Source organism: Lysinibacillus sp. A4 (assembly GCF_024919535.1).
In the GTDB taxonomy this organism is placed as follows: Bacteria; Bacillota; Bacilli; order Bacillales_A; family Planococcaceae; genus Lysinibacillus; species Lysinibacillus capsici.
Genome location: NZ_JANWTB010000013.1, coordinates 72317 through 96771 on the forward strand (window position 1 = coordinate 72317; position 24455 = coordinate 96771).

24 protein-coding genes and 1 riboswitch are annotated in these 24455 nt (G+C 37.6%); of the genes, 15 read left to right on the forward strand and 9 right to left on the reverse strand.

The features are described 5' to 3' along the window. Positions 1-19: 19 nt before the first annotated feature. The 7 genes from NY607_RS21000 to NY607_RS21030 all read left to right on the forward strand — a co-directional run bounded on the left by NY607_RS21000 (position 20) and on the right by NY607_RS21030 (position 9845). A complete protein-coding gene (locus tag NY607_RS21000) occupies positions 20-1252 on the forward strand; it encodes a carboxylate--amine ligase (RefSeq protein WP_131521956.1) in 1233 nt (410 codons plus the stop codon). Continuing rightward, a complete protein-coding gene (gene cuyB / locus NY607_RS21005) occupies positions 1249-1950 on the forward strand; it encodes a cysteate racemase (RefSeq protein WP_131521955.1) in 702 nt (233 codons plus the stop codon). The genes NY607_RS21000 and cuyB overlap by 4 nt, the downstream gene beginning before the upstream one ends. A gap of 210 nt (positions 1951-2160) precedes the next feature. Next, positions 2161-3309 carry a DEAD/DEAH box helicase gene (locus tag NY607_RS21010; RefSeq protein WP_004225614.1) on the forward strand — a complete coding sequence of 383 codons (1149 nt, stop codon included), beginning with the start codon at positions 2161-2163 and terminating at the stop codon, positions 3307-3309. A gap of 1 nt (position 3310) precedes the next feature. Next, positions 3311-4540: an aminopeptidase gene (locus NY607_RS21015; protein ID WP_131521954.1), complete on the forward strand. Its 1230-nt coding sequence runs from the start codon at positions 3311-3313 to the stop codon at positions 4538-4540. 26 nt (positions 4541-4566) lie between these two features. Continuing rightward, a complete protein-coding gene (locus NY607_RS21020) occupies positions 4567-5469 on the forward strand; it encodes an SGNH/GDSL hydrolase family protein (RefSeq protein ID WP_131521953.1) in 903 nt (300 codons plus the stop codon). 141 nt (positions 5470-5610) lie between these two features. Further along, complete coding sequence (locus NY607_RS21025; protein WP_259420322.1) at positions 5611-6768, forward strand: exonuclease SbcCD subunit D; 1158 nt, start codon at positions 5611-5613, stop codon at positions 6766-6768. Continuing rightward, positions 6765-9845: an AAA family ATPase gene (locus NY607_RS21030; RefSeq protein ID WP_131521951.1), complete on the forward strand. Its 3081-nt coding sequence runs from the start codon at positions 6765-6767 to the stop codon at positions 9843-9845. Before NY607_RS21025 ends, NY607_RS21030 begins: the two co-directional genes overlap by 4 nt. Positions 9846-9885: 40 nt before the next feature. On the opposite strand, the gene NY607_RS21035 is transcribed toward NY607_RS21030, so the two are convergent. Together NY607_RS21035 and NY607_RS21040 are read right to left on the reverse strand one after the other, a co-directional pair. Further along, a complete protein-coding gene (locus NY607_RS21035; RefSeq protein WP_004225603.1) occupies positions 9886-10008 on the reverse strand; it encodes a hypothetical protein in 123 nt (40 codons plus the stop codon). A 55-nt stretch (positions 10009-10063) separates the two neighbouring features. Beyond that, positions 10064-10387: a magnetosome magnetite crystal formation protein family gene (locus NY607_RS21040; protein ID WP_009371560.1), complete on the reverse strand. Its 324-nt coding sequence runs from the start codon at positions 10385-10387 to the stop codon at positions 10064-10066. A 125-nt stretch (positions 10388-10512) separates the two neighbouring features. Beyond that, positions 10513-10620: riboswitch (TPP riboswitch) on the forward strand. A 134-nt stretch (positions 10621-10754) separates the two neighbouring features. On the opposite strand from NY607_RS21040, the gene thiT reads away from it, so the two are divergent. After that, on the forward strand, positions 10755-11315 hold the full coding sequence (gene thiT / locus NY607_RS21045; RefSeq protein WP_131521950.1) for an energy-coupled thiamine transporter ThiT: 561 nt from the start codon (positions 10755-10757) through the stop codon (positions 11313-11315). Between the two features lie 162 nt (positions 11316-11477). Next, positions 11478-12233 carry a type I methionyl aminopeptidase gene (map, locus tag NY607_RS21050; RefSeq protein WP_131521949.1) on the forward strand — a complete coding sequence of 252 codons (756 nt, stop codon included), beginning with the start codon at positions 11478-11480 and terminating at the stop codon, positions 12231-12233. A 28-nt stretch (positions 12234-12261) separates the two neighbouring features. Here the strand turns inward: map and NY607_RS21055 are convergent, their stop codons facing one another. After that, the gene (locus NY607_RS21055) at positions 12262-12975 is read right to left on the reverse strand and encodes a hypothetical protein (RefSeq protein WP_131521948.1); all 714 of its coding nucleotides are present in this window, start codon (positions 12973-12975) and stop codon (positions 12262-12264) included. Between the two features lie 199 nt (positions 12976-13174). Here NY607_RS21055 and NY607_RS21060 point away from each other — a divergent pair, with 199 nt between their 5' ends. Beyond that, the gene (locus tag NY607_RS21060; RefSeq protein ID WP_131521947.1) at positions 13175-13999 is read left to right on the forward strand and encodes a polyphosphate kinase 2 family protein; all 825 of its coding nucleotides are present in this window, start codon (positions 13175-13177) and stop codon (positions 13997-13999) included. A 161-nt stretch (positions 14000-14160) separates the two neighbouring features. Continuing rightward, positions 14161-14748: a GNAT family N-acetyltransferase gene (locus tag NY607_RS21065; protein ID WP_016995361.1), complete on the forward strand. Its 588-nt coding sequence runs from the start codon at positions 14161-14163 to the stop codon at positions 14746-14748. Between the two features lie 72 nt (positions 14749-14820). On the opposite strand, the gene NY607_RS21070 is transcribed toward NY607_RS21065, so the two are convergent. From NY607_RS21070 to NY607_RS21080, 3 genes are all read right to left on the reverse strand, one after another. Continuing rightward, on the reverse strand, positions 14821-15384 hold the full coding sequence (locus tag NY607_RS21070) for a beta-class carbonic anhydrase (RefSeq protein ID WP_004225593.1): 564 nt from the start codon (positions 15382-15384) through the stop codon (positions 14821-14823). A 183-nt stretch (positions 15385-15567) separates the two neighbouring features. Then, positions 15568-15702 carry a hypothetical protein gene (locus NY607_RS21075; protein ID WP_004225590.1) on the reverse strand — a complete coding sequence of 45 codons (135 nt, stop codon included), beginning with the start codon at positions 15700-15702 and terminating at the stop codon, positions 15568-15570. A gap of 140 nt (positions 15703-15842) precedes the next feature. Beyond that, the gene (locus NY607_RS21080) at positions 15843-17084 is read right to left on the reverse strand and encodes an aminopeptidase (RefSeq protein WP_259420323.1); all 1242 of its coding nucleotides are present in this window, start codon (positions 17082-17084) and stop codon (positions 15843-15845) included. Positions 17085-17275: 191 nt separating this feature from the next. Here NY607_RS21080 and motA point away from each other — a divergent pair, with 191 nt between their 5' ends. Both motA and motB read left to right on the forward strand, forming a co-directional pair. Further along, entirely contained in the window at positions 17276-18079 is an 804-nt protein-coding gene (motA, locus tag NY607_RS21085; protein WP_004225583.1) for a flagellar motor stator protein MotA, read from the forward strand. Then, positions 18063-18815: a flagellar motor protein MotB gene (gene motB / locus NY607_RS21090; protein ID WP_131521945.1), complete on the forward strand. Its 753-nt coding sequence runs from the start codon at positions 18063-18065 to the stop codon at positions 18813-18815. Before motA ends, motB begins: the two co-directional genes overlap by 17 nt. A 66-nt stretch (positions 18816-18881) precedes the next feature. On the opposite strand, the gene NY607_RS21095 is transcribed toward motB, so the two are convergent. Next, complete coding sequence (locus NY607_RS21095) at positions 18882-19103, reverse strand: DUF1128 domain-containing protein (RefSeq protein ID WP_016995366.1); 222 nt, start codon at positions 19101-19103, stop codon at positions 18882-18884. 177 nt (positions 19104-19280) lie between these two features. Here NY607_RS21095 and NY607_RS21100 point away from each other — a divergent pair, with 177 nt between their 5' ends. Then, positions 19281-19607 carry a YtxH domain-containing protein gene (locus tag NY607_RS21100; RefSeq protein WP_131521944.1) on the forward strand — a complete coding sequence of 109 codons (327 nt, stop codon included), beginning with the start codon at positions 19281-19283 and terminating at the stop codon, positions 19605-19607. 22 nt (positions 19608-19629) lie between these two features. Then, the gene (locus tag NY607_RS21105) at positions 19630-20547 is read left to right on the forward strand and encodes a YihY/virulence factor BrkB family protein (protein WP_004225576.1); all 918 of its coding nucleotides are present in this window, start codon (positions 19630-19632) and stop codon (positions 20545-20547) included. A 174-nt stretch (positions 20548-20721) separates the two neighbouring features. Here the strand turns inward: NY607_RS21105 and NY607_RS21110 are convergent, their stop codons facing one another. Beyond that, complete coding sequence (locus NY607_RS21110) at positions 20722-22626, reverse strand: heavy metal translocating P-type ATPase (protein WP_131521943.1); 1905 nt, start codon at positions 22624-22626, stop codon at positions 20722-20724. A 272-nt stretch (positions 22627-22898) separates the two neighbouring features. Beyond that, positions 22899-24437 carry a fumarate hydratase gene (locus NY607_RS21115; RefSeq protein ID WP_131521942.1) on the reverse strand — a complete coding sequence of 513 codons (1539 nt, stop codon included), beginning with the start codon at positions 24435-24437 and terminating at the stop codon, positions 22899-22901. Between the last annotated feature and the right edge of the window lie 18 nt (positions 24438-24455).

A 24455-nucleotide genomic window follows, 5' to 3' on the forward strand; every position in this document is an offset into this window, starting at 1 on the left:
TAAAAGTGAGTTGAGTAGAATGGCCATTGAGCACGTTTTTTTACCTGTTTTACTTGGAGATGAAATGAATGCTTATGGCATGGCTAGAGCATTTTATGAAGCCTATGGTGTGAAGCCACTGGCACTAAACCATACGAACATGGAAAAAATTCAACAAAGTGATTTATGGACTTTTCGTGAGATACCGCGACTTCATATCGAAGAAAGGTTTGTGACCGCCCTAAAAGCCATTGCGGAGGAGTTCCAAGACAAAAAATTACTGCTATTAGCCTGTGATGAATTTTATGTCAAAAGAATCGTAGAACACAAAGAGGAGTTAGCAGAGGATTTTCTAGTTCCTTATGTAGACGCCACACTTGCGCATCAACTTTTAACTCGTGAAAGCATGTATGAGCTATGTGCACAATTTGGTTTTCAATACCCTGCTACACATGTATGCACGGTGAATGATTATGAAGACTACAACATGCCTTTTGATTATCCAGTTGTCATTAAGCCCATGAATATGACAAAATATGCTACTTGTATTTTTCCTGGTAAGAAAAAAGTATATATTGCATATGATAAGGACGAAAAGGACAGTATACTACGTGCTATCTATAAAGAATCAGCTTATCGTGATGATCTGATGATTCAACAATATATACCAGGTGAAGACGCTAACATGCGTGTTGTTAATGCATATATAGGACAAGATGGGAAGGCAAAACTTCTTGCCGTAGGAAACCCTATTTTAGAAGAGCATTCTCCAGAAGGGATAGGACGTTATGTAGCGATTATGACAACCTATCATCAGGAATTAATGGATAATGTTAAGCTATTCCTTGAAGCGATACAATTCCAAGGCTTTGCCACATTTGATATGAAATATGATGATCGTGATGGTCAATATAAATTGTTGAGTATTGAATTACATAATGAACTTTCCAATTATTATGTGACGGCCAGTGGCTTTAATTTAATGCAGTATGTAGCGAACGATTATGTTCGAGGAAGTAAACAACAACTAACATATGTGAAGAACAAGCATCTTTGGACAATCGTACCGAATGGTGTATTGTTCAAATATGTTCAAAATGAACAACTAGTAATGGAAGCGAAAAGTTTAATTCGTCAAGGTATGGCTACAGATTCTATTTTTAATTATAAGGATATGAATGCAAAACGTTGGTTGAATGTTACGCTTGATAATTTAAGCTTTTATCGTAGCTATAAGAAATATTTTAATAACAAGGGTCTGTCTAACACATGAAAAAACACACTTTAGGTATTATTGGTGGCGTTGGTCCACTCGCAACAATGTTTATAGGAGAAATGATTGTAAGACGTACGAAGGCACAAAAAGATCAGGATCATTTACATACCATTATTGATAATGATACAAATATTCCTGACCGTACGGCTTTTATTTTAGATAATTCAAAGGAGAATCCAGTTCCAGTCATTATTGAGGATGCAAAAAAACTAGCTTCGGTAGGAGCAGACGTAATAGCTATCCCATGTAATACGGCACACACTTTTTATCAAGAAATTGAAGATGGTTCTCCTATACCTGTCTTGCATATGATTCGTGAAACAGCGAAGCGTGCTGCTGATTTAGGAGCAAAGCGAGTAGGTATTTTAGCAACAACAGGCACGTTAACATCACAGATGTATCAGGAGGCACTTGAGGAGTTTGGTATTACACCAGTTGTTCCAGATAATGAAATGAGATCCTATGTGATGTCGATTATTTATGATTACGTCAAGGCTGGGAAGGATGTTACGCTAGAAGATTGGCAACCGATAGAAGAGGCGATGCTAGCATTAAATTGTGATCGAATTGTATTAGGTTGTACTGAGCTTTCAGTTGTAAACAGAGATTTGAAGCTAAGTGACATTTATATTGATTCATTAATCGTTTTAGCTGAATGTGCCATTTTAGCATGTGGTTATGAATTAGTGGATTAATTGAAAAGAATCTGCTTGCTTTTCACGGGTAAGCTACAATTCTTGAAAGAGTTGTGGACAGGCTTACTTTTCCGTGTTGAGTGAAGCAGATTTTTTATGAAAGGAAGCAATGTTTTATTGAAACGATTAAATAATTGCTTCGTACATATAAAGTAGGAACCTACGGAGTGTGTTAAACTAGTGTCAAGTAGATAGAAGGTGGGAAATAACATGTCAGTCATTAATTTATTAAAAGAAGAACTACAAGCAAAATGGAACTTTGAAACACCCATGAAAATTCAAGATGAAATGATACCAGCTATGCTTGAAGGCAAAGATATTGTAGCGGAATCACCAACAGGATCAGGTAAAACGTTGGCATATGTCTTACCATTATTAAATAAAGTGAATGGGGCAAAAAAGCAAACACAAGGACTGATCGTCGCTCCCTCGCAAGAGCTCGCTATGCAAATCGTAGAAGTAATTCGTGAGTGGACAGCTGGAACAGACATTACTGTTCAACAGCTGATTGGTGGTGCCAATTCTGCTCGTCAAATTGAAAAGTTGAAGAAAAAGCCAACGATTGTTGTTGGCACACCTGGTCGTTTAAACGAATTAGCACGAGCAGGAAAATTAAAACTTAAAGAAGTCGAAACAGTTATTTTAGATGAATGTGATCAATTACTAAGTCGGGAATACCGTGTTGTTATCAAATCCTTTATCGAAGGTTCTGCCTATGGCCGACAAGTTGTTGTTGTATCGGCTACGATTACAGAGGAAATTGAATTAGTGGCAAGTCGTATGATGTTTGAGCCACTGCGTTTTAAAATTAAGCCTGAGGACATGTTAAAGGTTGGTAAAGTTGTCCATTCTTTTGTGAAGGTAGAAGAACGTGATAAAACGGATTTCCTGCGCCGACTTTCGCATACAGAGGGTTTAAGAGCGTTGGCTTTTGTTAATAATATCGATCAATTATTAATGAAGGAAACAAAACTACAATACCGTTCAGCACCGATTGTCACGCTCCATTCTGATATGAAGAAAGAAGAACGTAAAAAAGCGTTAGATGCATTCCGTAAAGGAGATGCACGTATTTTAATTGCAACAGATATTGCAGCTCGTGGTTTAGATATTGCTGGTTTAACACATGTTATTCATGTTGATGTCCCACGAACAATTGAACAGTATTTGCATCGTTCTGGTCGTACTGGGCGTGCTGGAGCAGATGGGGAAGTATTAACCTTATTATCTTATCGTGATGAAAAAACCTATAAAAAATGGACAAGGGAAATTCCAGGCAAGCCTGTGCAAAAAATATGGCATGATGGCGAGCTGATTGAAGGTAATTCTAAAACAATTGGACAGAAGCGAGGGAAATAGTATGACATTTGAAGAGAAATTACAGGCATATGCAGAGCTTGCAGTAAAAGTGGGTGTGAACATCCAACCAGGTCAGTACTTATTAGTCAATACATCTGTGGATGCTTTAGATTTTGCCCGTTTAGTTGTAAAAGAGGCTTATAAGGCTGGGGCAGGTCGTGTTCATGTAAACTTTTCCGATGATGAATTGGATCGTGCTTATTTTGAGCATGCTTCCGATGAGGAATTTAATCGCTTCCCTGAATGGGTTGTGAAAATGCGTGATGAACTGATTGAACGTAAAGGAGCTCTATTATGGATTGATGCAGCAGATCCTGATAAGCTAACAGGAATTCCTGCGGACAGACTAGCAACACATCAAAAAGTATCAGGGGCAGCATTAAAAAACTATCGCAATGCAGTCATGAAGGATTTAATTGCTTGGTCCATCGTAGCTGTTCCTTCAGCTAAATGGGCAGCAAAGGTTTTCCCACGATTAACAGAGGAGCAACAAGTACCTGCATTATGGGAAGCAATCTTTAAAACGGTTCATATTGGAGAAGGCAATGCAGTTGATAATTGGCGTCAGCATGTAGCTAATTTAGAATCTCGTGCACAGCTTTTAAATAATAAAAAGTATGCAAAGCTTCACTATACAGCTCCTGGTACAGATTTAACAATCGCTTTAGCACCACAACATAAATGGCTAACTGGTGGTAGTAAAACACCAGAAGATAATGTCTTTGTGGCCAATATGCCAACAGAAGAAGTTTATACACTTCCATTGAAACAAGGTGTAAACGGTTATGTTCGTAATACGAAGCCATTAGTCTATCAGGGCAATATCATCGATGGCTTTAAATTAACATTTGAAGAGGGCAAAATTATTAAGGCAGAGGCCGAAGTAGGACATGATTTATTACAAGAGCTTATTCAAGTAGATGAAGGCTCAAGCTATTTAGGTGAAGTAGCACTTGTCCCTCACGAATCACCCATTTCAGCGTCGGAGATTTTATATTTCAATACGCTGTTTGATGAAAATGCTTCAAACCATTTAGCTATTGGTGAGGCATATCCGACTTGCTTAGAGGGCGGTAGAGACCTAGAAAATGGTCAACTTGAAGCATTGGGTGCGAATATTTCTGTGACACACGAAGACTTCATGATTGGCAGTGGTGAAATGGACATTGATGGTATTTTACCAGACGGTACGGTTGAGCCAATTTTCCGCAAGGGTAGCTGGGCTTTTTAATTTTAGTCAAGAAAAGAGGGAAGCAGATGAAACGGTTATGTAGCTTGCTAGGTATGACAATATTATTCATGACAATTTGGGTTTCATCTGCTTTCGCTCAAACAGAAACCTATGTGGCTATTGGCGATTCCTTAGCAGCGGGTCAAACACCCTACAAAGAAATTGATGTAGGGTATAGTGATTTGATTGCCATGAAATTAAGTTCGATTGGTCAATTATCATTTTATACAAAAGAACTTGCTTTTCCTGGCTTTACTACGGCAGATGTATTAGAACGAATACGATCTGAGGAAGCGCAAAATTTATTAGCAAATGCGACACTTATTACAATTTCGGCAGGGGCTAATGATTTATTACGTCTTGTCCAGGTAAACCCAAATGCAGGGACCTTAGCTTTTTCACAGCTTCAGACAGATTACGCTTTAAATTTGGCTAGAAAAAATATGCTATCGATTTTGGATGAATTAGAAGAACGTGCGCCTAAAGCAAAAATCTATGTCATAGGGTATTATTTTGCTTATCCAACAGTTCATCCGACGCAAAAAGAAGGAACAAACGCCCAGCTAGTTAGATTAAATGCAATTTTACAACAACAAGCAGAGCAAGCTGGCGCAGCTTATATAAATGTCTATGATGCCTTTGGTTTGAATGCAACCAACTACTTACCAAATAGTGCCGATGTTCATCCAAATATTGAAGGCTATCGACAAATGGCTAACTCATTTTTACAGATTTATAGTGGGAGTGATGCTTTAAACATCTCTTCAGCAGAATTGCCAGAGCCAAATCCCAAATCATTTGAGGAAATCCTAAAGCAACAATCATCAGCGAAGCCTCGGAAGCAAAATGTGGCACAACATCAATCTTCTCGTATGACTTACGTAATTCAGGGATTCCCAGGATATAAGGCATTTATCAAATACATCTAAATAATCGATATCTAAGGCATCTTACCTATTAAGATGCTTTTTTCTATGAAAACCAATTTTGGCTAGAACTACTAAACCTTTAGTGTGCACTAGATGGGGAATAGTCATGCTAAAATATAGAGAAGACTAGGAGGTACTAGAATGAAAATATTTCATACAGCAGATTGGCATTTAGGAAAGCTTGTTCAAGGTGTCTATATGACAGAAGATCAACATTATATTCTTCAACAATTTATACAAGCGATAGATGAGGAAAAACCAGATGTAATTATCATCGCAGGTGATTTATATGACCGTTCGATGCCTCCTATTGAGGCAGTTAATTTACTAAATGATGTATTAGCGAAAATAGTATTAGAAAAGAAGATTCCTGTTCTAGCAGTGGCGGGAAATCATGATAGTGCAGGTCGTTTAAATTTTGGTAGTCGTTTAATGAGTGATAGTGGATTATATATTAAGGGCCAATTTACAAAAAATCATGCACCTATTGTTTTGAATGATCAACATGGAGAAGTACATTTTCATTTAGTGCCCTATGCAGAGCCAGCAGCTATTCGCAACATCTTTGAAGATGAGTCAATCCGTTCTCATCAAGACGCCATGCGAAAAATTATTGAGCATATCACAGAAGACATGGACACAAGTAAGCGTCATGTTTTTGTTGGACATGCCTTTGTGACGAAGTATGGTGAGGAGGAAGCAAATACTAGTGATTCCGAGCGACCCCTTTCCATTGGAGGCTCAGATTGTGTGAATGCAGCTTTATTCAAACCTTTTCACTATACGGCGCTTGGGCACTTACATAAGGCACATTTTGTTTTAAACGAAACCATACGCTATGCAGGCTCTATCTTAAAATACTCGTTATCTGAGCATTTACATGAGAAAGGTTTTTTAATCATTGAATTAGACGAGCAAGGTAACACCACAGTAAGTAAAAGAAAGCTTGTGCCAAGAAGAGATCTACGAGTAATAGAAGGTCAATTAGAGGAGTTATTAACCCTCACACCAAGTGAGGATTATGTCTTTGTTAGATTGACGGATAAAATATCTGTGACTTCACCAATGGAACGCATTCGTAGTGTATTTCCGCACGCTATGCATGTGGAGCGGAAGGTACTAAGACAAGATATGCCACGTGAACTACAAGTAGTAGAAGCTGAAAAACTAGAAGATATTGATTTATTCCGTTCATTCTTCACCAATATTATTGGCATTCAGCCTGATGAAGATACGGAACGCCTATTCACAGAGATGTTACAGGAGTTATTAGATGAGGAGCGAGAGACTGTAAAATGAAGCCTTTAAAGTTAACAATTACAGCGTTTGGTCCCTATAAAGACACGGAAGTAATTGATTTTCAAGAGCTAGGGGAGCATCGATTGTTTGCCATTTCTGGAAAAACGGGTGCTGGTAAAACAACCATTTTCGATGCTATTTGCTATGCTCTTTACGGATCAGGTAGTGGGGAGGATCGACAGGATACAGCTTTACTAAGAAGCGGCTTTGCACATGATGAAGTTTATACAGCTGTAGAACTCGTCTTTGAAATGCATGGAAAAGTCTATCAAATAGTACGACAGCCAGGTCATATTAAAGAAAAAAATAAAACGGTTACTGGAAAGAAAATAGAGCTAGCAGAAGTAAAAGAGGGAAAGCTGGATTATAGCATTGTAGAGAAACAGCAAACGCTTGAAGTCGATAAGAAATTGCAGGAAATTATAGGTCTCACAAAAGATCAATTTAGCCAAATTGTCATGCTACCTCAAGGTGAATTTAGAAAACTATTAACCTCTGATTCAACAAATAAAGAAGTAATTTTACGGAAAATCTTTAAAACTGATCGTTTCGGTGTCATGGCAAAAAAGCTTGATGCCAAGCGTAAAGAAGCAGAAAGTGATCTTGAACGTGCCAAACAATTAAAAGAACATTTACTTGGTCAAATTGTGGGCGCCTTACCACAACGTTCTTCCGCTTTATTCACATTGATTGCGGATAATACCGAAAATTTACATCAACTGACAGAGGCACTTGATGAGGAGCTTAGCTACTATAAGAAATGTGGAGAAGATGAACAGTCATACTATGAAGAAGCGTATAGCCTTCATCAAAAAGAGCAGGAATATTATCGCTTAGCAAAAACGCTAAATGAGCAATTTGATGAACAAGCTAATCGACAGCAACGGCTGCAAATGCTTTTACAACAGCAGGATGTATACCAAGCAAAGGAGAAGGAGATTGCTTTGGCAGAACAAGCAGAGCGACTTGTGCTCCTCGAACAACAATGCAAGGATTTACGTGCTGAACTGAATGTAAAAGAACTAGCTTTTCAACAAGCAAAAGTTACGCAACAGCAGTCACAAGAAAAGTTGCAAGAAGCACAAGAAAAATATGAGATAGAGCAGGCTAAAGAATCTGAACGACAGCAAATCTTACAGCAGGAAATGCAGATGCTAGCGCTTTTACCGAAATTTGAAGCCTATGAAAACAATATACAACAGCTGCAAATAGCGGAGCAATATGCTGAAAATGCAAAACGAGCAGTAAATGATAACATCAAACTTTTGGAAAATGAACAAAAGCAATTACAGCATTTTTCTCAATCAGTAGAAGGCTATGAAAAACAGGTTGAACCCTATGAAAGCTATTTAGAACAATTACCGAAACTACGGGAACAGGTTGCTTTAATCAAGCAAGCAGAGAAATATAAACATGTCGTAGAGTTAGCTAAGCAGGATGTAGTTGCTTCAGAAAGTCTCTATCAAGAAAGTAAAGAGGCTCTTCAACTTTTGCAGCAACGATGGCTGACGAGTCAAGCTAGTATTTTAGCAGAACAGCTGAAGGAAGGAGAACCCTGTCCTGTTTGTGGTAGTATGACACATCAGAAAGCACACAATGAGCAACTGGAAATTATTGAGCTTGCTCAAGTGGAAGCATTAAGAGCGAAGGCATCATCAGACGAGCGTAAGTATTTAGAGAAAGAGGCATTTTTAGCATCAGCGCAGCAGCTTCTTCAAGATACATGGCAACAACTTGAGGCGCAGCATATTAAACAAGAAGACCAACCACAGATCATCGCTACTTTACATGAAGTGGAACAAGAGATTGCAGCATTAAAAATTATTCAACATCAATTAGCTGATGTGCGATTAAAAATAAAGCATCAGCATGATCGAATAGAGCAGCTACGAAATAAGCATATGAAGCTAGAGCAATATTTAGCAGAGAAGATAAAAGAATGGACAAAATTACAAGCGGTTGTAGACGAACAACTTAAGCAGATGCCCCCTAATTTACCAACTTTACAGCAATTAAAGCAACAACTTAATGAAGTTAGTAAACAGAAAGAAGGGCTTCAAAAAAGTTGGCAAGTGAGTCAAGAAAATTTGCATGTAGCAAAGGAAGCAGCTAGCAATGCAACACTAACAGTAGAAATTGCCAAACAGTCCTTTGAGGAATTACAGCTTAAAATGAATGAAAAGCTTCAGCAATTTTCAGCAGATATGCAAGAAATAGGTTTCGAAAGCTATGAGGCTTATGCAACTGCTAAACGGAGTGCCATACAATTGGATGCACTTCGAAAAGCATGTAGCGACTATGCTTTACAAGTACACACGTTGCAAATTCAGATTACCGAAGGGGCTACATACCTTCAAGGAAAAGAGAAGCAAGATTTAGAGGCGATGGAAGCAAGAGTAGAACAGCATCGAGTTTCCTATGAGGAAGCATTTAAACGTTTACAACAGATCAATGGCTTTATACAAGCATGCCAAGGCTTTAGTGAAAAGGTGGAAGAAATAGCGAAAGAGCTTCATTTACTTGAACAAGAAGCAGGGCGAGTAAAGGAGCTCTATGGATTATTAAATGGACAAAACTCGAAAAAGCTATCCTTTGAGCGTTATATACAAATTAACTACTTAGATCAAATTACAGAAGCTGCCAATATACGTCTGTATCATTTATCAAACGGTCAATTTGAGCTTAGACGTTCAGATAGATTAGAAAAGCATGCGAAGCAAAGTGGCCTTGGTCTTGATGTTTATGATGCTTATACAGATCAATTACGAGATGTCAAAACTTTATCAGGTGGCGAAAAATTTAATGCTTCGTTGAGCCTTGCATTGGGGATGGCAGATGTGATTCAAAGCTACCAAGGTAATATTCATATTGAAACGATGTTTATTGATGAGGGCTTTGGCTCGCTCGATGAGGAATCACTAAATAAAGCAATCGATACATTAATTGATTTGCAGGATTCGGGTCGTATGATTGGCGTTATTTCGCATGTACCTGAATTGAAATCTGCAATGCCAGCAGTTTTACATGTAGAAAAAACATTGAATGGCCATAGTCAAACCCATTTTGAAGTGAAATAAAACGAAGGCGTATTTCCTCTAAAAGGAATACGCCTTCATTTTATTTTTTTCGAGTGGTGGTTGTAGGCGTTGTGCCCTTTTTTGCAGCCATTACTTTTTTTACGATAGGAATAACAATAGGTGCTAACTTAACGGCGGTTTTTACAACGTTTGATACTTTCATCCCAAAACAGCTCCTTTTACAATTACTACTACCTGTTTCACTTAAAAATAAAACATTAACGGATAACACGAACAGCCTGAATTATATTCCAAATCACAATACCTAGTGAGACGAGAGCATAGATGGCGAATGAAGCAAACCAAATAATCATCACCGTCTTGTTATTGGAGGTTGGATCTAAACTAAATGTAGAAAAAACAAAGACAATAAAGAATAGAATGCCAAAAACAAAAGGTATTAAATGAGAGACAAGTGCACGAATCGAATGGCTTTTTACATCACTGTCTTTTGTTACAAAATATACAATTAATGGAACGATAAAAGGGGCGAAGAAAATACTAAGATAACTAAAGGCAGCTAAAATTTTTTGATTCTCCATAGTTGTACCTCCTTTTTAAATATTTACGCATGAAAAACAGCAAAGTTTCAAAAAAATGATGTATGGAAGGTTGTAATCCTTTAATCCTTTGCGTACAATGAGAGTGTTCAAATAAATTCAGATGTAACGACCACAAGGGGAGCTGATGATGTCAGCTGAGACTGGGCACGTAATGCCTTGACTCTTCGAACCTGTAAGTTAACGCTTGCGTAGGGATGTGGATAGAAACCGACACTTGTACGATGTGAGGCTCTGTCCTGACATCGTTTTTTCGTCCTTAAAGGAAAAAAGGTGTCAGAAAGAGACATATCAGCGCTTTTCTATTCCTGCTCTTGTATCCTACATCGGAACAAAGGAGAGAATATGTATGGACAAAAAAAGACTATTAATGCTTGTGGAGATTGCGATTTTTGCAGCGATTGGTCTCGTACTGGATCAGGTTTCCTTTAAAGTATGGGCACAAGGCGGCTCAGTTAGTCTTGTTATGGTACCAATTATGTTAATAGCATTTCGCTGGGGCTTAGTAGCTGGGCTAACAACTGGATTACTCGTAGGTGTAATGCAAACCATGTTTGGTGCTACGATTGTGCACTGGCTACAAGGATTACTAGATTATGGCGTTGCTTTTACTGTTGTAGGATTAGCGGCGGTTGTACGTGGACCAGTATTAGACGCTGCTAAACATATGAACAAAACAAAAATGGCACTTTATATAATCATAGGTACCGTTTTCGCAGGCTTCTTACGATACACAGCACATACAATTGCTGGTGCTGTATTTTTTGCCGAATATGCGGGTGACCAAAATGCATGGATCTATTCCATCATCTACAATGGTACATATATGCTACCAGCAACCATTTTAACGGCTGTCGTTGGTGTTCTTTTATTCACAGCCGCTCCACAATTAATGCAAAGAAAATTTTAATGCTAGTCCCTTCACATGAGTGGAGGGACTTTTTTGTCGTGAATAACTCTTTTAGCACTTTGCAAAGTAGGAAAGCATACAATATTTAAAGCGTTTATCGTTATACGCATAAAAAGTTATGTTATATTAAAGAATAGATATTAGATGAAAGGGACGTTATACATGATTGTAAAAACGCAAGAAGAGATTGAAGCTTTTAAAAAAATAGGACGCATTTGTGCTGAAATTCGCGAAGCAATGAAAGCTGCAACAAAACCAGGTGTTACAACACTTGAGCTTGATGAAATTGCTGGTCGCATGTTTGCAGAGGCAGGCGCGATTTCAGGACCAAAGGGAGAATATGATTTTCCAGGGTATACATGTATTAGTGTCAATGAAGAAGTAGCACACGGTATTCCAGGAAAGCGTGTTATTCAAGAAGGAGATATCGTAAATATTGATGTTTCTGGCTCTTTAAATGGCTATTTTGCTGACACAGGTATTTCATTTGTTGTGGGTGATGGCTATGAGGACAAAGAAAAGCTTTGCCGTGTTGCTAAAAGTGCCTTTGATCGAGCAATGACAAAGGTAAAGGCTGGATCTAAATTAAATCAAATTGGTAAAGCTGTTGAACGCGAGGCAAATGCTAATGGGTTAACTGTTATTATGAATTTAACAGGTCATGGCTTAGGTCAATCTTTACATGATGAACCAAACCATATTTTAAATTATTACGATGCATGGGATGCTACTATTATGAAAGAAGGTATGGTCCTTGCGGTTGAGCCATTTATCTCAGCAAAGGCAGAGCATATCGTAGAAGCAGGTGATGGTTGGACATTCGTGACACCTGATAAATCACTTGTAGCTCAAATCGAACATTCAGTCATTGTAACAAAAGATAAACCAATTATCTTAACGTCATTAGACGAAGAATAAGATGTAATGAAAAATCCTGCTAACCAAATTATTTTTGGTTAGCAGGATTTTTTTTAATAAATAAAATGCCAACAAAGAGAACACCACATAAAAATAAAGCGGCTGTAGTGACAAGTAGCTCATCAAAACCATTATGTATGGCGATTCCAATATAAGCCCAAATAAAAACACTTGGATACATAACATCAAAGTGATGGAAACGGATATGTAGCGCAATGGCTCCACCTAAAGTAAGTAAAATCACTGCCCAAAGAGGTGTGCTAAGACCAAAGCCGTTCCAACCATAAGCCGTTAACGTAAAGCTTGTATTTGTGATAAAAATAAATGTCATCCATGCTAAATAAACAGAGAAAGGAATACGACCAAACAAGGATTTGTCCTGAAGAGGGTACGTATTATACAACATAAATAAATACAAGACTAAGAGTAATGTAATGCCAAGAGAAACAATAAATAACTCATGGTGCCAGACATATATCGTCAATGCTTGTAATATATTTATGCAGCTAAAAAGCGCAGACTGTTTCAAAGTTGTCTTTTTCATGTTCATAACTAACCAATAACCGAGTAAAAAATAAATGATAATCCAAATTACATGACTTACACTAACTGGTGCAAATACAACAGAAAAACGATTAGCGATTTCTAGCGAAGATTGACCGTTGATGTTCACGAAAAAGGATGAAAAGGTTAGGATGATTGAGACAAGATAAGAGATTGTCATCATGATAAACCGAGGCATGTTTTCCTCTCCCTTCGTGTTAGATTGTATAGGGAAAAGACAAATAAGTATAGTACTGTCACTTTTTTTATTATAACGGAAATTTCCAACAATGTATCGTGTTGTTTTACTATTAATACCTACAATTTACCATGTCTGATAGGCATCCACATATTTCTTTAGTACAATAAGAATAGTCAAATAAAAGGAGTGAAGTTTCATGACCCAAAATTTAAAAAATCTAGATCTAACTGTTGAACTAGACAAAAAGATGTATAAAAAGAAATTAAAAGTACTCCAATATGAAATGTTGAACGCACAACAATTTTTATTAAAAAACAAGATTGGCTTGATCTTGGTTTTCGAAGGAATGGATGCGGCTGGTAAAGGTGGCGCTATTAAACGATTAATCGAACGTGTCGATCCCCGCGGTTATGTTGTACATCCTATTTCTGCCCCTCAAGCTCATGAATTACGCTACAATTATTTACAACGATTTTGGAGAAAGTTGCCTCAGCATGGGCAAATCGCTATTTTTGATCGCTCGTGGTATGGCCGCGTATTAGTGGAACGCATCGAGGGATTCGCAACAAAAGATGAATGGTCTCGTGCTTATGAGGAAATTAATAATTTTGAGAAGATTTTAACTGCAGGAGATTACATAATTATTAAGTTCTGGCTTCATGTTTCAGATGAGGAGCAATTAAAACGCTTTAAAGAACGTGAACAAAACCCTTATAAATCTTGGAAGTTAACTGCCGAGGATTGGCGCAATCGAGATAAAACACCTCAGTATATTGAAGCAGCGAATGCAATGTTTGAAAAGACAGATAAAAAGGATGCACCATGGATCTTAGTCGCTGGAGATGACAAAAAGTATGCACGGGTTCAGGTGCTACAGGAAACTATTGCACACATTGAACGAGAGGCTCAAAGACGTGGTCTTCATTTAACAAATGTGTTAGACAATACACAACTAGAGGATGCTGATTCCTCCAGCTTAGAAATAGTAAATGAGAAAAAGAAAGAACAAAAAACTAAATAATTGAATTGTGCTGCTATGACAATAAGACATAAGCTGTTTTGGTTGTAGCAGCCTCTTTTTTTACATACAATGAAATATAAATAGGGTTTTGCAATTATGGCTTATAGCCAATGTAACAAAGAGAAATGGATTGATTTTTATTGGAAGGCTAGTGTGGAGAAATGGTGCTTAAAATTTGGAATCTATTAAGAAAAAAGGGTGGGAATGTGGTAACAATAAAGGGGGAAAAATGCTACATCCGCACATTCCAAGAAAAAGATGCACGAAGTTTAACGGGTCTCGTAAGCCGTAATAAATACTTTTGGTCTATATACGAGCCACTGCAAAGACCTGAATACTATACAGTCGATGCTCAATACAAAAAAATTCAAGAAAGTCTCTATTTAATGGAATCAAAGCGTGAATTTACTTTTGGTATTTTTGAGCATGGTACAAATAATCTAATAGGGCATATTGCACTTTATGCTGTCAAACGCTTACCGTACTCGAGTGCATTTGTTGGCTATGCGATGGATGAGATTTATGTTGGAAAGGGCATTGTCACAGAAGCTGTGAATATGGTGGTCCGATTTGCATTTGAACAAATTGGTTTACATCGTGTAGAGGCCTATGTATCGACACAAAATAATGCCTCCATGCGTGTATTAGAGAAGGCTGGATTCCAGCAGGAGGGTCTGCTAAGAAAGCTACTGTATATCAATGGTCATTGGGTAGATCACTATATGTACGCACGTTTAGAGGATGAATAGAATAATAAGTGCCTATCTTCTACATAGTGAGGATAGGCACTTGTTCTTTTATTAATGTATCAAAAAATAACTTTATTGCTTATTTCCATCTTCAATTAAATCTAGATGACCTGTATTTGGATCAATTATTAAACCATGAACAGGTACGTCTTTTACCATTAATGGATGATTACGAATCGTATCGACACTTTTCTTAACACTTGTTGCTACATCACCGAAACCTCGTAAAAATTCTTTCAAATCAAAACCAGAATATTCCAACATTTTGATTGTTTCTGGGTCGATGCCTCGTTGTACCATTTCGCTAAGCATGGCGTCAGGATCAACCGCACTCATACCACAGTCATAATGTCCAACAACATACACTTCATCAGCTTGTAGGCCGTAGACAGCAACTAATAAACTACGCATAACTGCACCGAAAGGATGGCTCACTAACGCACCAGCACTTTTCACTATTTTTACATCGCCATTACGCAAATTCATCGCTTTTGGTAAAAGCTCTACAAGACGAGTATCCATACAAGATAAAACAACAATACGTTTATCAGGATATTTCGTAGTGATGAATGGCTCATATTTTTTTTCTTGTACAAACTCTTTGTTAAATTCTAGAATATCTTGTAACATTGTCATGAATATTGCTCCCTTCCTTACAAAAAATATTGTAGAGCAAAATTTTCAATATGCAAACAATAAAGACTTTATTCAGATAATTTTTACAATAAAGGAGCAGTTTCATACGCTTTAGTAGATGAAATAAATAACTTGTAAGCTATAAAAAAACAGCTACCTATAATAGTAGCTGTTTTTTATACATTAAAATTTTTCGTTTGGCTTTGGATCTACAGTTACTGAAGACTTGCTATCTAAACCAACTTGTAGGTAGTGGATGAAGAATCCCGTTGAAATTAATAAAACTGCTGAAAAGCCAAGAACAGTTGTAATGAACATTATTAGAGCTCCTCTCTACTTAAATGATCTACTAAAATTCCCTAAAACAATTATACAATAGGTTACTAGGAAAATCTAAGGATAATTTATGACAACCTTAACATACTTAGCCTAGAATACTATTAGTAGGAATGGATTATTTAGAATGCCCAATTTCCATCACGGAATATTGGGTCTATTTGATCATCATGTGTTATTCCATCTATATTCATCTTGGTAGAGCCAATCATAAAGTCTACATGTGTTAAGCTTTGATTGAGACCATGCGCACTTAGTTCCTCAGAGGTCATTTCTTTGCCGCCCTCAATGCAAAAAGCATAGGCACTACCAATGGCAAAATGATTGGATGCATTTTCATCAAACAATGTATTGTAAAATAATAGGTCGGATTGTGAAATAGGTGATTGATGTGGTACTAATGCTATTTCACCAAGGTAATGAGCCCCTTCATCTGTTTCAATAAGAGAAGCTAAAATTTCTTGGCCTTGCTCCGCCTTGACGTCAATGATTCGACCATCTTTAAATGTTAATGTGAAATTATCTATAATATTGCCGCCATAGCTTAAAGGCTTAGTGCTTGATACATAACCATTAACACTTGTTTTTAACGGTGCTGTAAAAATCTCTTCAGTGGGCATATTGGCCATAAATGTTTGGCCTTGTGTACTTATACTACTACCCCCTGTCCACACATGGTGTGGAGGCAGCTCAATTGTTAGATCTGTGCCTGGTGCAGTATAGTGTAGTGACTTAAATTGCTTTGCATTTAAATAATCAGCTTTACTATGTAATTCCTGATCATGGGCATGCCAAGCTTCAACAGGATTTTCAACGTCTATACGTGTGGCTGCAAAGATAGCTTCCCATAATGCATTCATTTGCTGTTCTTCTGGAAGGTGAGGAAAGACCTTTGCTGCCCAAGCTTTAGATGGAGCAGCAATAACAGACCAGCTAAACTTATCTGCTTGTAACCATTGATAATAGTTGGCAAGTGCTTGGCCAGATGCTTTTTGGAATGCCATGATTCTATCACGTTCAATACCTTTTAATAAATCTGGATTTTGTGAGCTAATGCTTAAAAAAGCAGCGCCATGTTCAGCTAACCATTCACGTTCCTGCACTTTCCAAGGTGGGAAGAAATCAAATGAGTCTTTTGGTGCCCCCTCATAGCGAGCACGTACAAGTTCATCATCGGATATATCGACAAAAACTTGTTTTGCACCATTTTTATAGGCAATTTTAGTAATTATTTGTGCGAGTTTTAGGTTATCAGTCGAACAGCTTATATAAAGATACTGATCTTTTTGGATATTTACTCCTACTTTCACCGCTAACTCGGCATATTTTAGTAATTTTGTGTCAAACGATAATAACAAAATCATATCCCCTTTCAATTTAAGACAGTTAAGTGTAATATTCTTAATTCAATATAATCAAAAATGGTCGAAATGTGAATAAAAAGCATTAATTACATCGAAAAATATATGAAATACATTTATACTAGGAATATATATATTTAAAATATGGAAAAAAAGACGAAATAACATTAGATAGTAGATTTGGAGGTTCTAGAATGGATAAGTCGTCGATTATAGGGTTAATACTTGCTTTAGTAGCACTATTAACAGGGATGGTAATGAAGGGTGTAAGTTTATCTGCATTTTATAACCCTGCAGCTATCCTAATTATCATTTTTGGTACTATTTCCGCAGTAACTATTGCCTTTCCTATGCAGGAGTTAAAGCGAGTGCCGAAGCTATTTAAAATTCTTTTTAAAGAAACAAAATTAGCAAATGATATAGAGATTATTAAAATGTTTTCACAATGGGCTGACTTAGCTCGTCGCGAAGGGCTATTAGCACTTGAAAGTAAGGCCTCAGAGATTGAAGATCCATTTTTAAAAAATGGCCTTACATTAGCAATTGATGGTCAAAATGCTGACTACATACGTGATGTCTTAACAGAAGAAGTAGAAGCGATGGAAGAGCGACATACTAGTGGAGCAGCTATTTTTACACAAGCAGGTACATATGCACCTACTTTAGGGGTTCTTGGTGCAGTAGTAGGGTTAATCGCCGCATTGGCTGATATGAATGATATCGAAAAGCTAGGACATGCTATCTCAGCTGCCTTCATGGCTACATTACTCGGTATCTTTACAGGGTATGTTTTATGGCATCCATTTGCGAACAAGCTAAAACGTAAATCTGCTTTAGAGGTAAAACAAAAGAGAATGATGATTGAGGGTATCCTTTCAGTATTAGAAGGGGAGGCTCCACGTGTAATTGAACAGAAACTATCATCATACTTAACGATGGAAGAACGTCGTCAAATTTCTGGTGAAAGCGGGGCGGGTGGCCTTGGCAAAGAAAGCTAAGAAAAAAAAGCATGATGAACATATTGATGAATCCTGGTTAGTGCCATACGCAGATATTTTAACTTTGCTGCTAGCCGTGTTCATTATTTTGTTTGCCTCAAGTTCAGTCGATCAAGAAAAGCTAGAAAGAATGTCGGCAGTTTTTAATCAAGTCTTTGATGGTGGAACTAGTTTTCTAGAGCAACCTGCACCAGTCCCTACTCCGAATGCGGATAGCGACCAAACGCCACAGCAAAACTCTGCCTATTTAAAGGATCAACAGGAGTTAGCTGAAATAAAAGATAGTGTGGATAATTTTATTGCAGTCAATGAAATGGAAGGTCAATTTGCCACAGAAATGACGGATGAAGGGTTGCTAGTGACAATCCGTGATAGTATTTTATTCGATCCAGGGCAGGCAACAGTTAAACCTGAGTATGTCCCTATTGCCAAAGAGCTATCAACTATGCTGGAATCTGATCCAGCTCGAAATATTGTCATCACAGGTCATACAGATAATGTGCCAGCAGGTCCGAATTTTACATCGAATTTTCAGTTATCTGTAATGCGTGCAACTAAATTTTTAGAACTGCTTATTGAAAGTAATGACAAATTAGATCCTACGCGCTTTAGTGCAAAAGGAAACGGTGAGTATCGTGCAATTGCACCAAATGACACAGCCGAAGGACGTGCGAAGAATCGTCGTGTGGAAGTATTAATTCAACCATTAGTTACTGAGGATGGTTCAGAAACTTAGAGTACACAGTAATAAAAAGCTATTAGCAGAAGACAAATGTCTTAGGCTAATAGCTTTTCATTTTACCTATTTACGCAAAGATCCTAATTCAGCAACAATCGCTTGCATTTCGCTTGGACTAAAAGTTTCTCTCTTCATAACCATTTCATATAGATACACTAAATCTTCATAATTTGCTTCATCGAAGTTTTCTGATTTCATTGCATCGACATTCACCATACGAAGCTTGTCCTTCATTTGATCAACCATATACACAACGTTTTCTTTAGATGGAACTGATAAATCCATTTTTTACCCTACCTTTCGTCATCCTCGCACATATCATTTCATTGAATAAAAAAAATGTCAACTCTGTATTTAGGCATTGCTTTAAAAATAGACGGTTATTGGGTAGAATAAGGGCAGAAGACTGTTTATTTATGAAATAATAGGGAATAGGCAACTATACAAGCAGGGGGTTTTATTATGGGTCAAAGTAAATTATTAGTATCTATTGTAGCAGGAGCAGCTGTAGGAGCAGCATTAAGTATGTTAGATCACGCTACACGAGAAAAAACAATTGCCTCAACAAAAAAGATGAAGGAAGCCATCTCATACTATGCTGCAAATCGAGAAGAATTGCAGGTTTTGGTAGAGGAAAAAGTACTAGCAGCAAAGGTGCTTTGTGAAAGTGTGTCAGATAATGTCAACACAATTGCTGAAAAGGTGGATGAATTTAAGGATTTACCTTCCACGATACAGGGAATGATTGAAGATACGAAATCAGCCTTTACTTTACCTCATAAGGAGTAAAGGTCGTTTTAGGAGGAAATGTATGGAAAAGAATAAAGCAACATTGCATAACGCTTTTGGGTTTGTAAAGTCGTTTGTCTCTCCAGAGGAGGGAGCGATTGATATTATGACATCCAAGGGTTTTATCCAAGATTTAATAGGTCGGCTCAAGCGAGTTGAAATATCTGCGCTTGCTGCACAATTGGCTTATTTCTTTTTACTATCGTTCTTCCCCTTACTTATTTTCTTGGTGACACTCCTACCATATCTTAACTTAGAAACAACTCAGGTTTATTCGTTTTTAGTGAATATCTTACCTGATGAAGTGTATAAGCTTATTGAAAATACACTGAATGAGATTTTAACAAATCGCAACAGTAGTTTACTATCGATTGGGGTTTTAGGTACAATTTGGTCTGCATCTAAAGGCATTAATGCACTGCTTCGTGCTTTAAATAAAGCCTATGATACAGAAGGGAGAGCAGGCATATTAGATAGGGGTTTATCACTAGTTTTTACAATCGCTCTCGTCATTGTTATTGCCGTTGCGCTCTTATTACCGGTCTTTGGTCAGCAAATTGGACATTTCCTATTCTCAATCGTCGGAATAGAGGAGCAATTTGAATCAGTTTGGCATAGATTAAGATGGTCAATCCCGCCATTATTGATTTTCATCGTATTAATGGGCATCTACTGGTTTGTGCCAAATACAAGTCCTCGTTTAAAAATAATGGGCGTATGGCCAGGAGCGTTATTTGCCACGCTTGCTTGGTTAGCAGTCACATATGGTTTCTCTTTTTATATTAATAATTTTGCAAATTATTCTGCTACATACGGTAGTATTGGTGGCGTCATTATTTTAATGCTCTGGTTATATTTTACGGGAATCATTTTAATCTTTGGTGGCGTATTAAATGCTACAATGCAGAAAAGAGCACTTCAAAAGGAAATTCGTCGATAAGGAAATGAATTCATTATAAAAAGCCTCGCTAAACTCCTAAAGAGTAGCGAGGCTTTTTTAACTTGATTTTAGCTGATTAAATGCATCAATTATTCAATAAAAGCCTTAACGGATGGCGCAGGAAGAGGAGCTTTTAAGCAAGCTGGACTCAATTATGCTGAGGCTTAATTGATGTTAAACATTTTTATTGAGCATACGTAAACCATTTAGAATAACTAGAATTGTACTACCTTCATGCCCGATTACGCCTAAAGGCAAGTCGACAACTTGTAAAAAGTTAGAGGCGATTAATAAGACAATAACCCCGATAGAAAAGAAAATATTTTGTTTCACAATACGTTGCATTTTACGTGATAAACGAACAGCATAGGCGATTTTTGATAAGTCATTTTTCATTAGCACGACATCCGCTGTTTCAAGCGCCACATCTGTACCTTCACCCATAGCGATGCCAGTAGTTGCGGTAGCCAATGCAGGGGCATCATTAATACCGTCGCCGACCATGCCAACAAATTGATGTTGTGTAAGTAGGCGTTTCATTTCAGTTACCTTCGTTTCTGGCAGACATTCTGCGACGTATTCAGTAACGCCAGCCTCCTTCGCGATAACTTTCGCTGTTTTTTCGTTGTCACCTGTAAGCATCACCACTTGAATACCAAGCTCTTTTAATAATGTAACAGCCTTTTTAGCTTCGGAGCGCACAGTATCCTTTAATGCTGTTAATGCAACAATACCATGTTGATCGCGAATGAAAATAACTGTTTTTCCCTCTTCTGTAAGTTTAGTTACAGCACCATTTGCAAAACTGTTAGCAAGTTGTACATCAACAAACTCTGGTTTGCCTACTTGATACTCCTTGTTTTGAATCGTTCCTTTAATACCCCAGCCAGGAATATCTTCAATTGTTGCTTGTGGCAGTATGTCGATTCCTTCAGCCTTAGCATAGGAGGTAATCGCTTGGGCAAGGGGATGATTGGATTGAGATTCAATTCCTGCAAGAATTGCTAGAGCCGTCTCACGTTCTACTCCATCACGGACAATAAAATCTGTAACAACTGGTTTTCCTTGCGTTAAAGTACCTGTTTTATCGACCGCCAATGCACGTAACACACTAAGATGCTCTAAATGTAAACCACCTTTAAATAGCACACCATTTTTTGCACCATTTGATATAGTAGCGAGTGTTGCAGGCATAATGGAGGCAACGAGTGCACAAGGTGAAGCAACCACTAATAACACCATTGCTCGGTAAAAGGTTGTTGTCCAGTCCCAGCCGAGTAAGAAGTGGGGAAGAACCATCATAATGGCAACACCAAGTAAAACAAATTTTACATAAGTCCCTTCAAACTTTTCGATGAATTGTTGAGAGGGAGATTTTTCACTTTGGGCACTTTGAACGAGCTGTATAATTTTTTGGAAAAGGGTCTCTGAATTCGCCTTTGTCATTTCCATAGTAATAGCACCATTTAAGTTGACTGTGCCTGCAAAAACTTCGTCTCCTTCGCTTTTTGAGATTGGCAGTGGCTCACCGCTAATAGCTGACTCATCAATAGAAGATTGGCCTTTAAAAATAATGCCGTCTGCTGGAATTCGTTCGCCCGGTTTAATCAATAAATGATCCCCGATTTGTAATGTGGAAACTGATACTTTCATAGGCTCAAATCCGCCACGCACTAACCAAGCTTCTTCTGGCTGTAAATTCATAAGTGCAGATATTTCGCGATGACTTTTATTCATCGCATAAGTTTCAAGTGCACCACTTACTGCAAAAATAAATATTAGGATGGCCCCCTCTGTCCAATAGCCAATTGCAGCTGAGCCAATTGCAGCTAATACCATCAACAGCTCAACATTTAGCTTTCGCTCTTCTATGGTTTCTTCAATGCCTTCTTTTGCTTTCGCGAAACCACCTACACAAAAGGCAATTAAATATAGTAGAACAGAAGCTGTTGTTTGTCCACTTGTGTCTAAACGCCATGCTAGTAAGATGAAAATTCCAGCCATTAATGCAGCAATTAATTCTGCATGTTCTTTTATTTTCTCAATTATGTTTATGTTTTCTCGATTAGAGTATTCCATCTTTATCCCTCCTGATAATGAAAATCAATATCAAAACCTTTATAAATTAGCGTTGTTTTGAGCTATTCAATTGAAAATGGATTTCAATTACCATCTCTTTTGTTTAGAATTATTATAACAAAGGAATTTATAAAAATAAAGTAGGAAGTTTGATGGAGATTTTTAAACAATTTGCGAAAGGATTGAAAAAGGCACAGTCTATTCACTAGGAATATTCTGTGCCTTACAAAATTGTGCAATAAAACGAGTTACTACTGCTACCTATTATTTAATTAGAAGACTCTTTCTGCATGCAAAGCTAGTTTTTCTAATGATGATTTATCCACATCTGCATGTAGTGAGTTACCATGTGAATCCATTGTTACAACTGCTGTAAATTTTTCAACATTTAAGTGCCACATAGCTTCAGGGATACCGAATTCCATTAAATCAACACCATCAACGCCTTTAATACAATCCGCATAGTATTGTGCTGCTCCACCGATTGCATTCAAGTAAACGCCACCATGCTCATTAAGCGCTTTTAATGTTTTTGGTCCCATTCCACCTTTACCAATAACAGCACGGATACCGAATTTTTTCATGATATCGCCTTGATAAGGCTCCTCACGAATTGAAGTAGTTGGACCAGCCGCTTTCACTGTCCAGTTGCCTTCTTCGTCTTTTGCCATTACAGGTCCACAGTGATAGATAACTTGTCCATTTAAATCAACTGGTGCATCGTGGCTCATTAAATGGTGGTGGATGGCGTCACGGCCAGTATACATACGACCAGTAATCGAAACGACATCTCCAACTTTTAATGAACGAATTTGTTCTTCAGTAATTGGCGCAGTAAGTTCTACTACATCTGTAGTTGTATCTTCTGTTGTAGCAGCAACTTCATTTTCTTTGAAGGTAATTTTTTCACCTTCTTGATAGTGCCAATTCAAAATTTCGCCAGTTTGAGGATCGATGTCCACAGCCATACGACGGTAAGCCCAACAATTATATGCTACTGATACATAGAAAGAGGCAGGAATACGGTGCATTACGCCAATTTTACAGCCTAATAATGTTGCTTCACCACCGAAGCCCATTGTACCGATACCAAATGTGTTAGCCGTTTTAACAACGTATTCTTCTAACTTAGCAAGATCTGCATTTGGATTTGTATCTTCAACATGGCGGAATAATTGCTCTTTTGCTAAATCATAGCCCGAAGAACGGTCTCCACCAATACCTACACCAATGAAACCAGCAGAACACCCTTGACCTTGTGCTTGGTATACAGAGTGTAAAATACATTTACGAATACCATCTAAGTCACGCCCTGCACGACCAAGACCTTCTAATTCACATGGTAGACTGTATTGAATGTTTTTATTTTCACAGCCGCCGCCTTTGAGAATTAACTTAATTGTAATGTAATCTTTTTCCCATTGTTCAAATTTCATTACTGGCAAACCATCACCAAGATTATTACCACTGTTTGCACCAGATAATGAATCCACCGCATTAGGACGTAATTTAGCATCTGCAGTTGTATCGCTGATTGCTTTTTTGATTGCAGCTTTAATTTCTAATTGGTTTACGCCAACAGGAGTATAAATTTTGAAAGTTGGTAGCCCTGTATCCTGACAAATTGGTGACACGTTATCTTCTGCCATAATAATATTATTTGCGATTGTGTCTAAGCTCATTGCTGCACGAGTACCAGCATTTTCAGCTTCTTTTGCTTTTTTAATAGCACGACGTACATCCTTAGGTAAATTCGTAGATGTTTCAGTAATTAAATCGTAAAGACTCTTCTCCAAATTTTGTAGATTCATTGGTATTGCCCCCCATAG

Bases quoted from the DNA above. Each gene is read 5' to 3' on its own strand.
- NY607_RS21000 (WP_131521956.1), top strand. From the start codon at position 20: ATGGCCATTGAGCACGTTTTTTTACCTGTTTTACTTGGAGATGAAATG.
- cuyB (WP_131521955.1), top strand. From the start codon at position 1,249: ATGAAAAAACACACTTTAGGTATTATTGGTGGCGTTGGTCCACTCGCA.
- NY607_RS21010 (WP_004225614.1), top strand. From the start codon at position 2,161: ATGTCAGTCATTAATTTATTAAAAGAAGAACTACAAGCAAAATGGAAC.
- NY607_RS21015 (WP_131521954.1), top strand. From the start codon at position 3,311: ATGACATTTGAAGAGAAATTACAGGCATATGCAGAGCTTGCAGTAAAA.
- NY607_RS21020 (WP_131521953.1), top strand. From the start codon at position 4,567: ATGAAACGGTTATGTAGCTTGCTAGGTATGACAATATTATTCATGACA.
- NY607_RS21025 (WP_259420322.1), top strand. From the start codon at position 5,611: ATGAAAATATTTCATACAGCAGATTGGCATTTAGGAAAGCTTGTTCAA.
- NY607_RS21030 (WP_131521951.1), top strand. From the start codon at position 6,765: ATGAAGCCTTTAAAGTTAACAATTACAGCGTTTGGTCCCTATAAAGAC.
- NY607_RS21035 (WP_004225603.1), bottom strand. From the start codon at position 10,008: ATGAAAGTATCAAACGTTGTAAAAACCGCCGTTAAGTTAGCACCTATT.
- NY607_RS21040 (WP_009371560.1), bottom strand. From the start codon at position 10,387: ATGGAGAATCAAAAAATTTTAGCTGCCTTTAGTTATCTTAGTATTTTC.
- thiT (WP_131521950.1), top strand. From the start codon at position 10,755: ATGGACAAAAAAAGACTATTAATGCTTGTGGAGATTGCGATTTTTGCA.
- map (WP_131521949.1), top strand. From the start codon at position 11,478: ATGATTGTAAAAACGCAAGAAGAGATTGAAGCTTTTAAAAAAATAGGA.
- NY607_RS21055 (WP_131521948.1), bottom strand. From the start codon at position 12,975: ATGCCTCGGTTTATCATGATGACAATCTCTTATCTTGTCTCAATCATC.
- NY607_RS21060 (WP_131521947.1), top strand. From the start codon at position 13,175: ATGACCCAAAATTTAAAAAATCTAGATCTAACTGTTGAACTAGACAAA.
- NY607_RS21065 (WP_016995361.1), top strand. From the start codon at position 14,161: ATGGTGCTTAAAATTTGGAATCTATTAAGAAAAAAGGGTGGGAATGTG.
- NY607_RS21070 (WP_004225593.1), bottom strand. From the start codon at position 15,384: ATGACAATGTTACAAGATATTCTAGAATTTAACAAAGAGTTTGTACAA.
- NY607_RS21075 (WP_004225590.1), bottom strand. From the start codon at position 15,702: ATGTTCATTACAACTGTTCTTGGCTTTTCAGCAGTTTTATTAATTTCA.
- NY607_RS21080 (WP_259420323.1), bottom strand. From the start codon at position 17,084: ATGATTTTGTTATTATCGTTTGACACAAAATTACTAAAATATGCCGAG.
- motA (WP_004225583.1), top strand. From the start codon at position 17,276: ATGGATAAGTCGTCGATTATAGGGTTAATACTTGCTTTAGTAGCACTA.
- NY607_RS21095 (WP_016995366.1), bottom strand. From the start codon at position 19,103: ATGGATTTATCAGTTCCATCTAAAGAAAACGTTGTGTATATGGTTGAT.
- NY607_RS21100 (WP_131521944.1), top strand. From the start codon at position 19,281: ATGGGTCAAAGTAAATTATTAGTATCTATTGTAGCAGGAGCAGCTGTA.
- NY607_RS21105 (WP_004225576.1), top strand. From the start codon at position 19,630: ATGGAAAAGAATAAAGCAACATTGCATAACGCTTTTGGGTTTGTAAAG.
- NY607_RS21110 (WP_131521943.1), bottom strand. From the start codon at position 22,626: ATGGAATACTCTAATCGAGAAAACATAAACATAATTGAGAAAATAAAA.
- NY607_RS21115 (WP_131521942.1), bottom strand. From the start codon at position 24,437: ATGAATCTACAAAATTTGGAGAAGAGTCTTTACGATTTAATTACTGAA.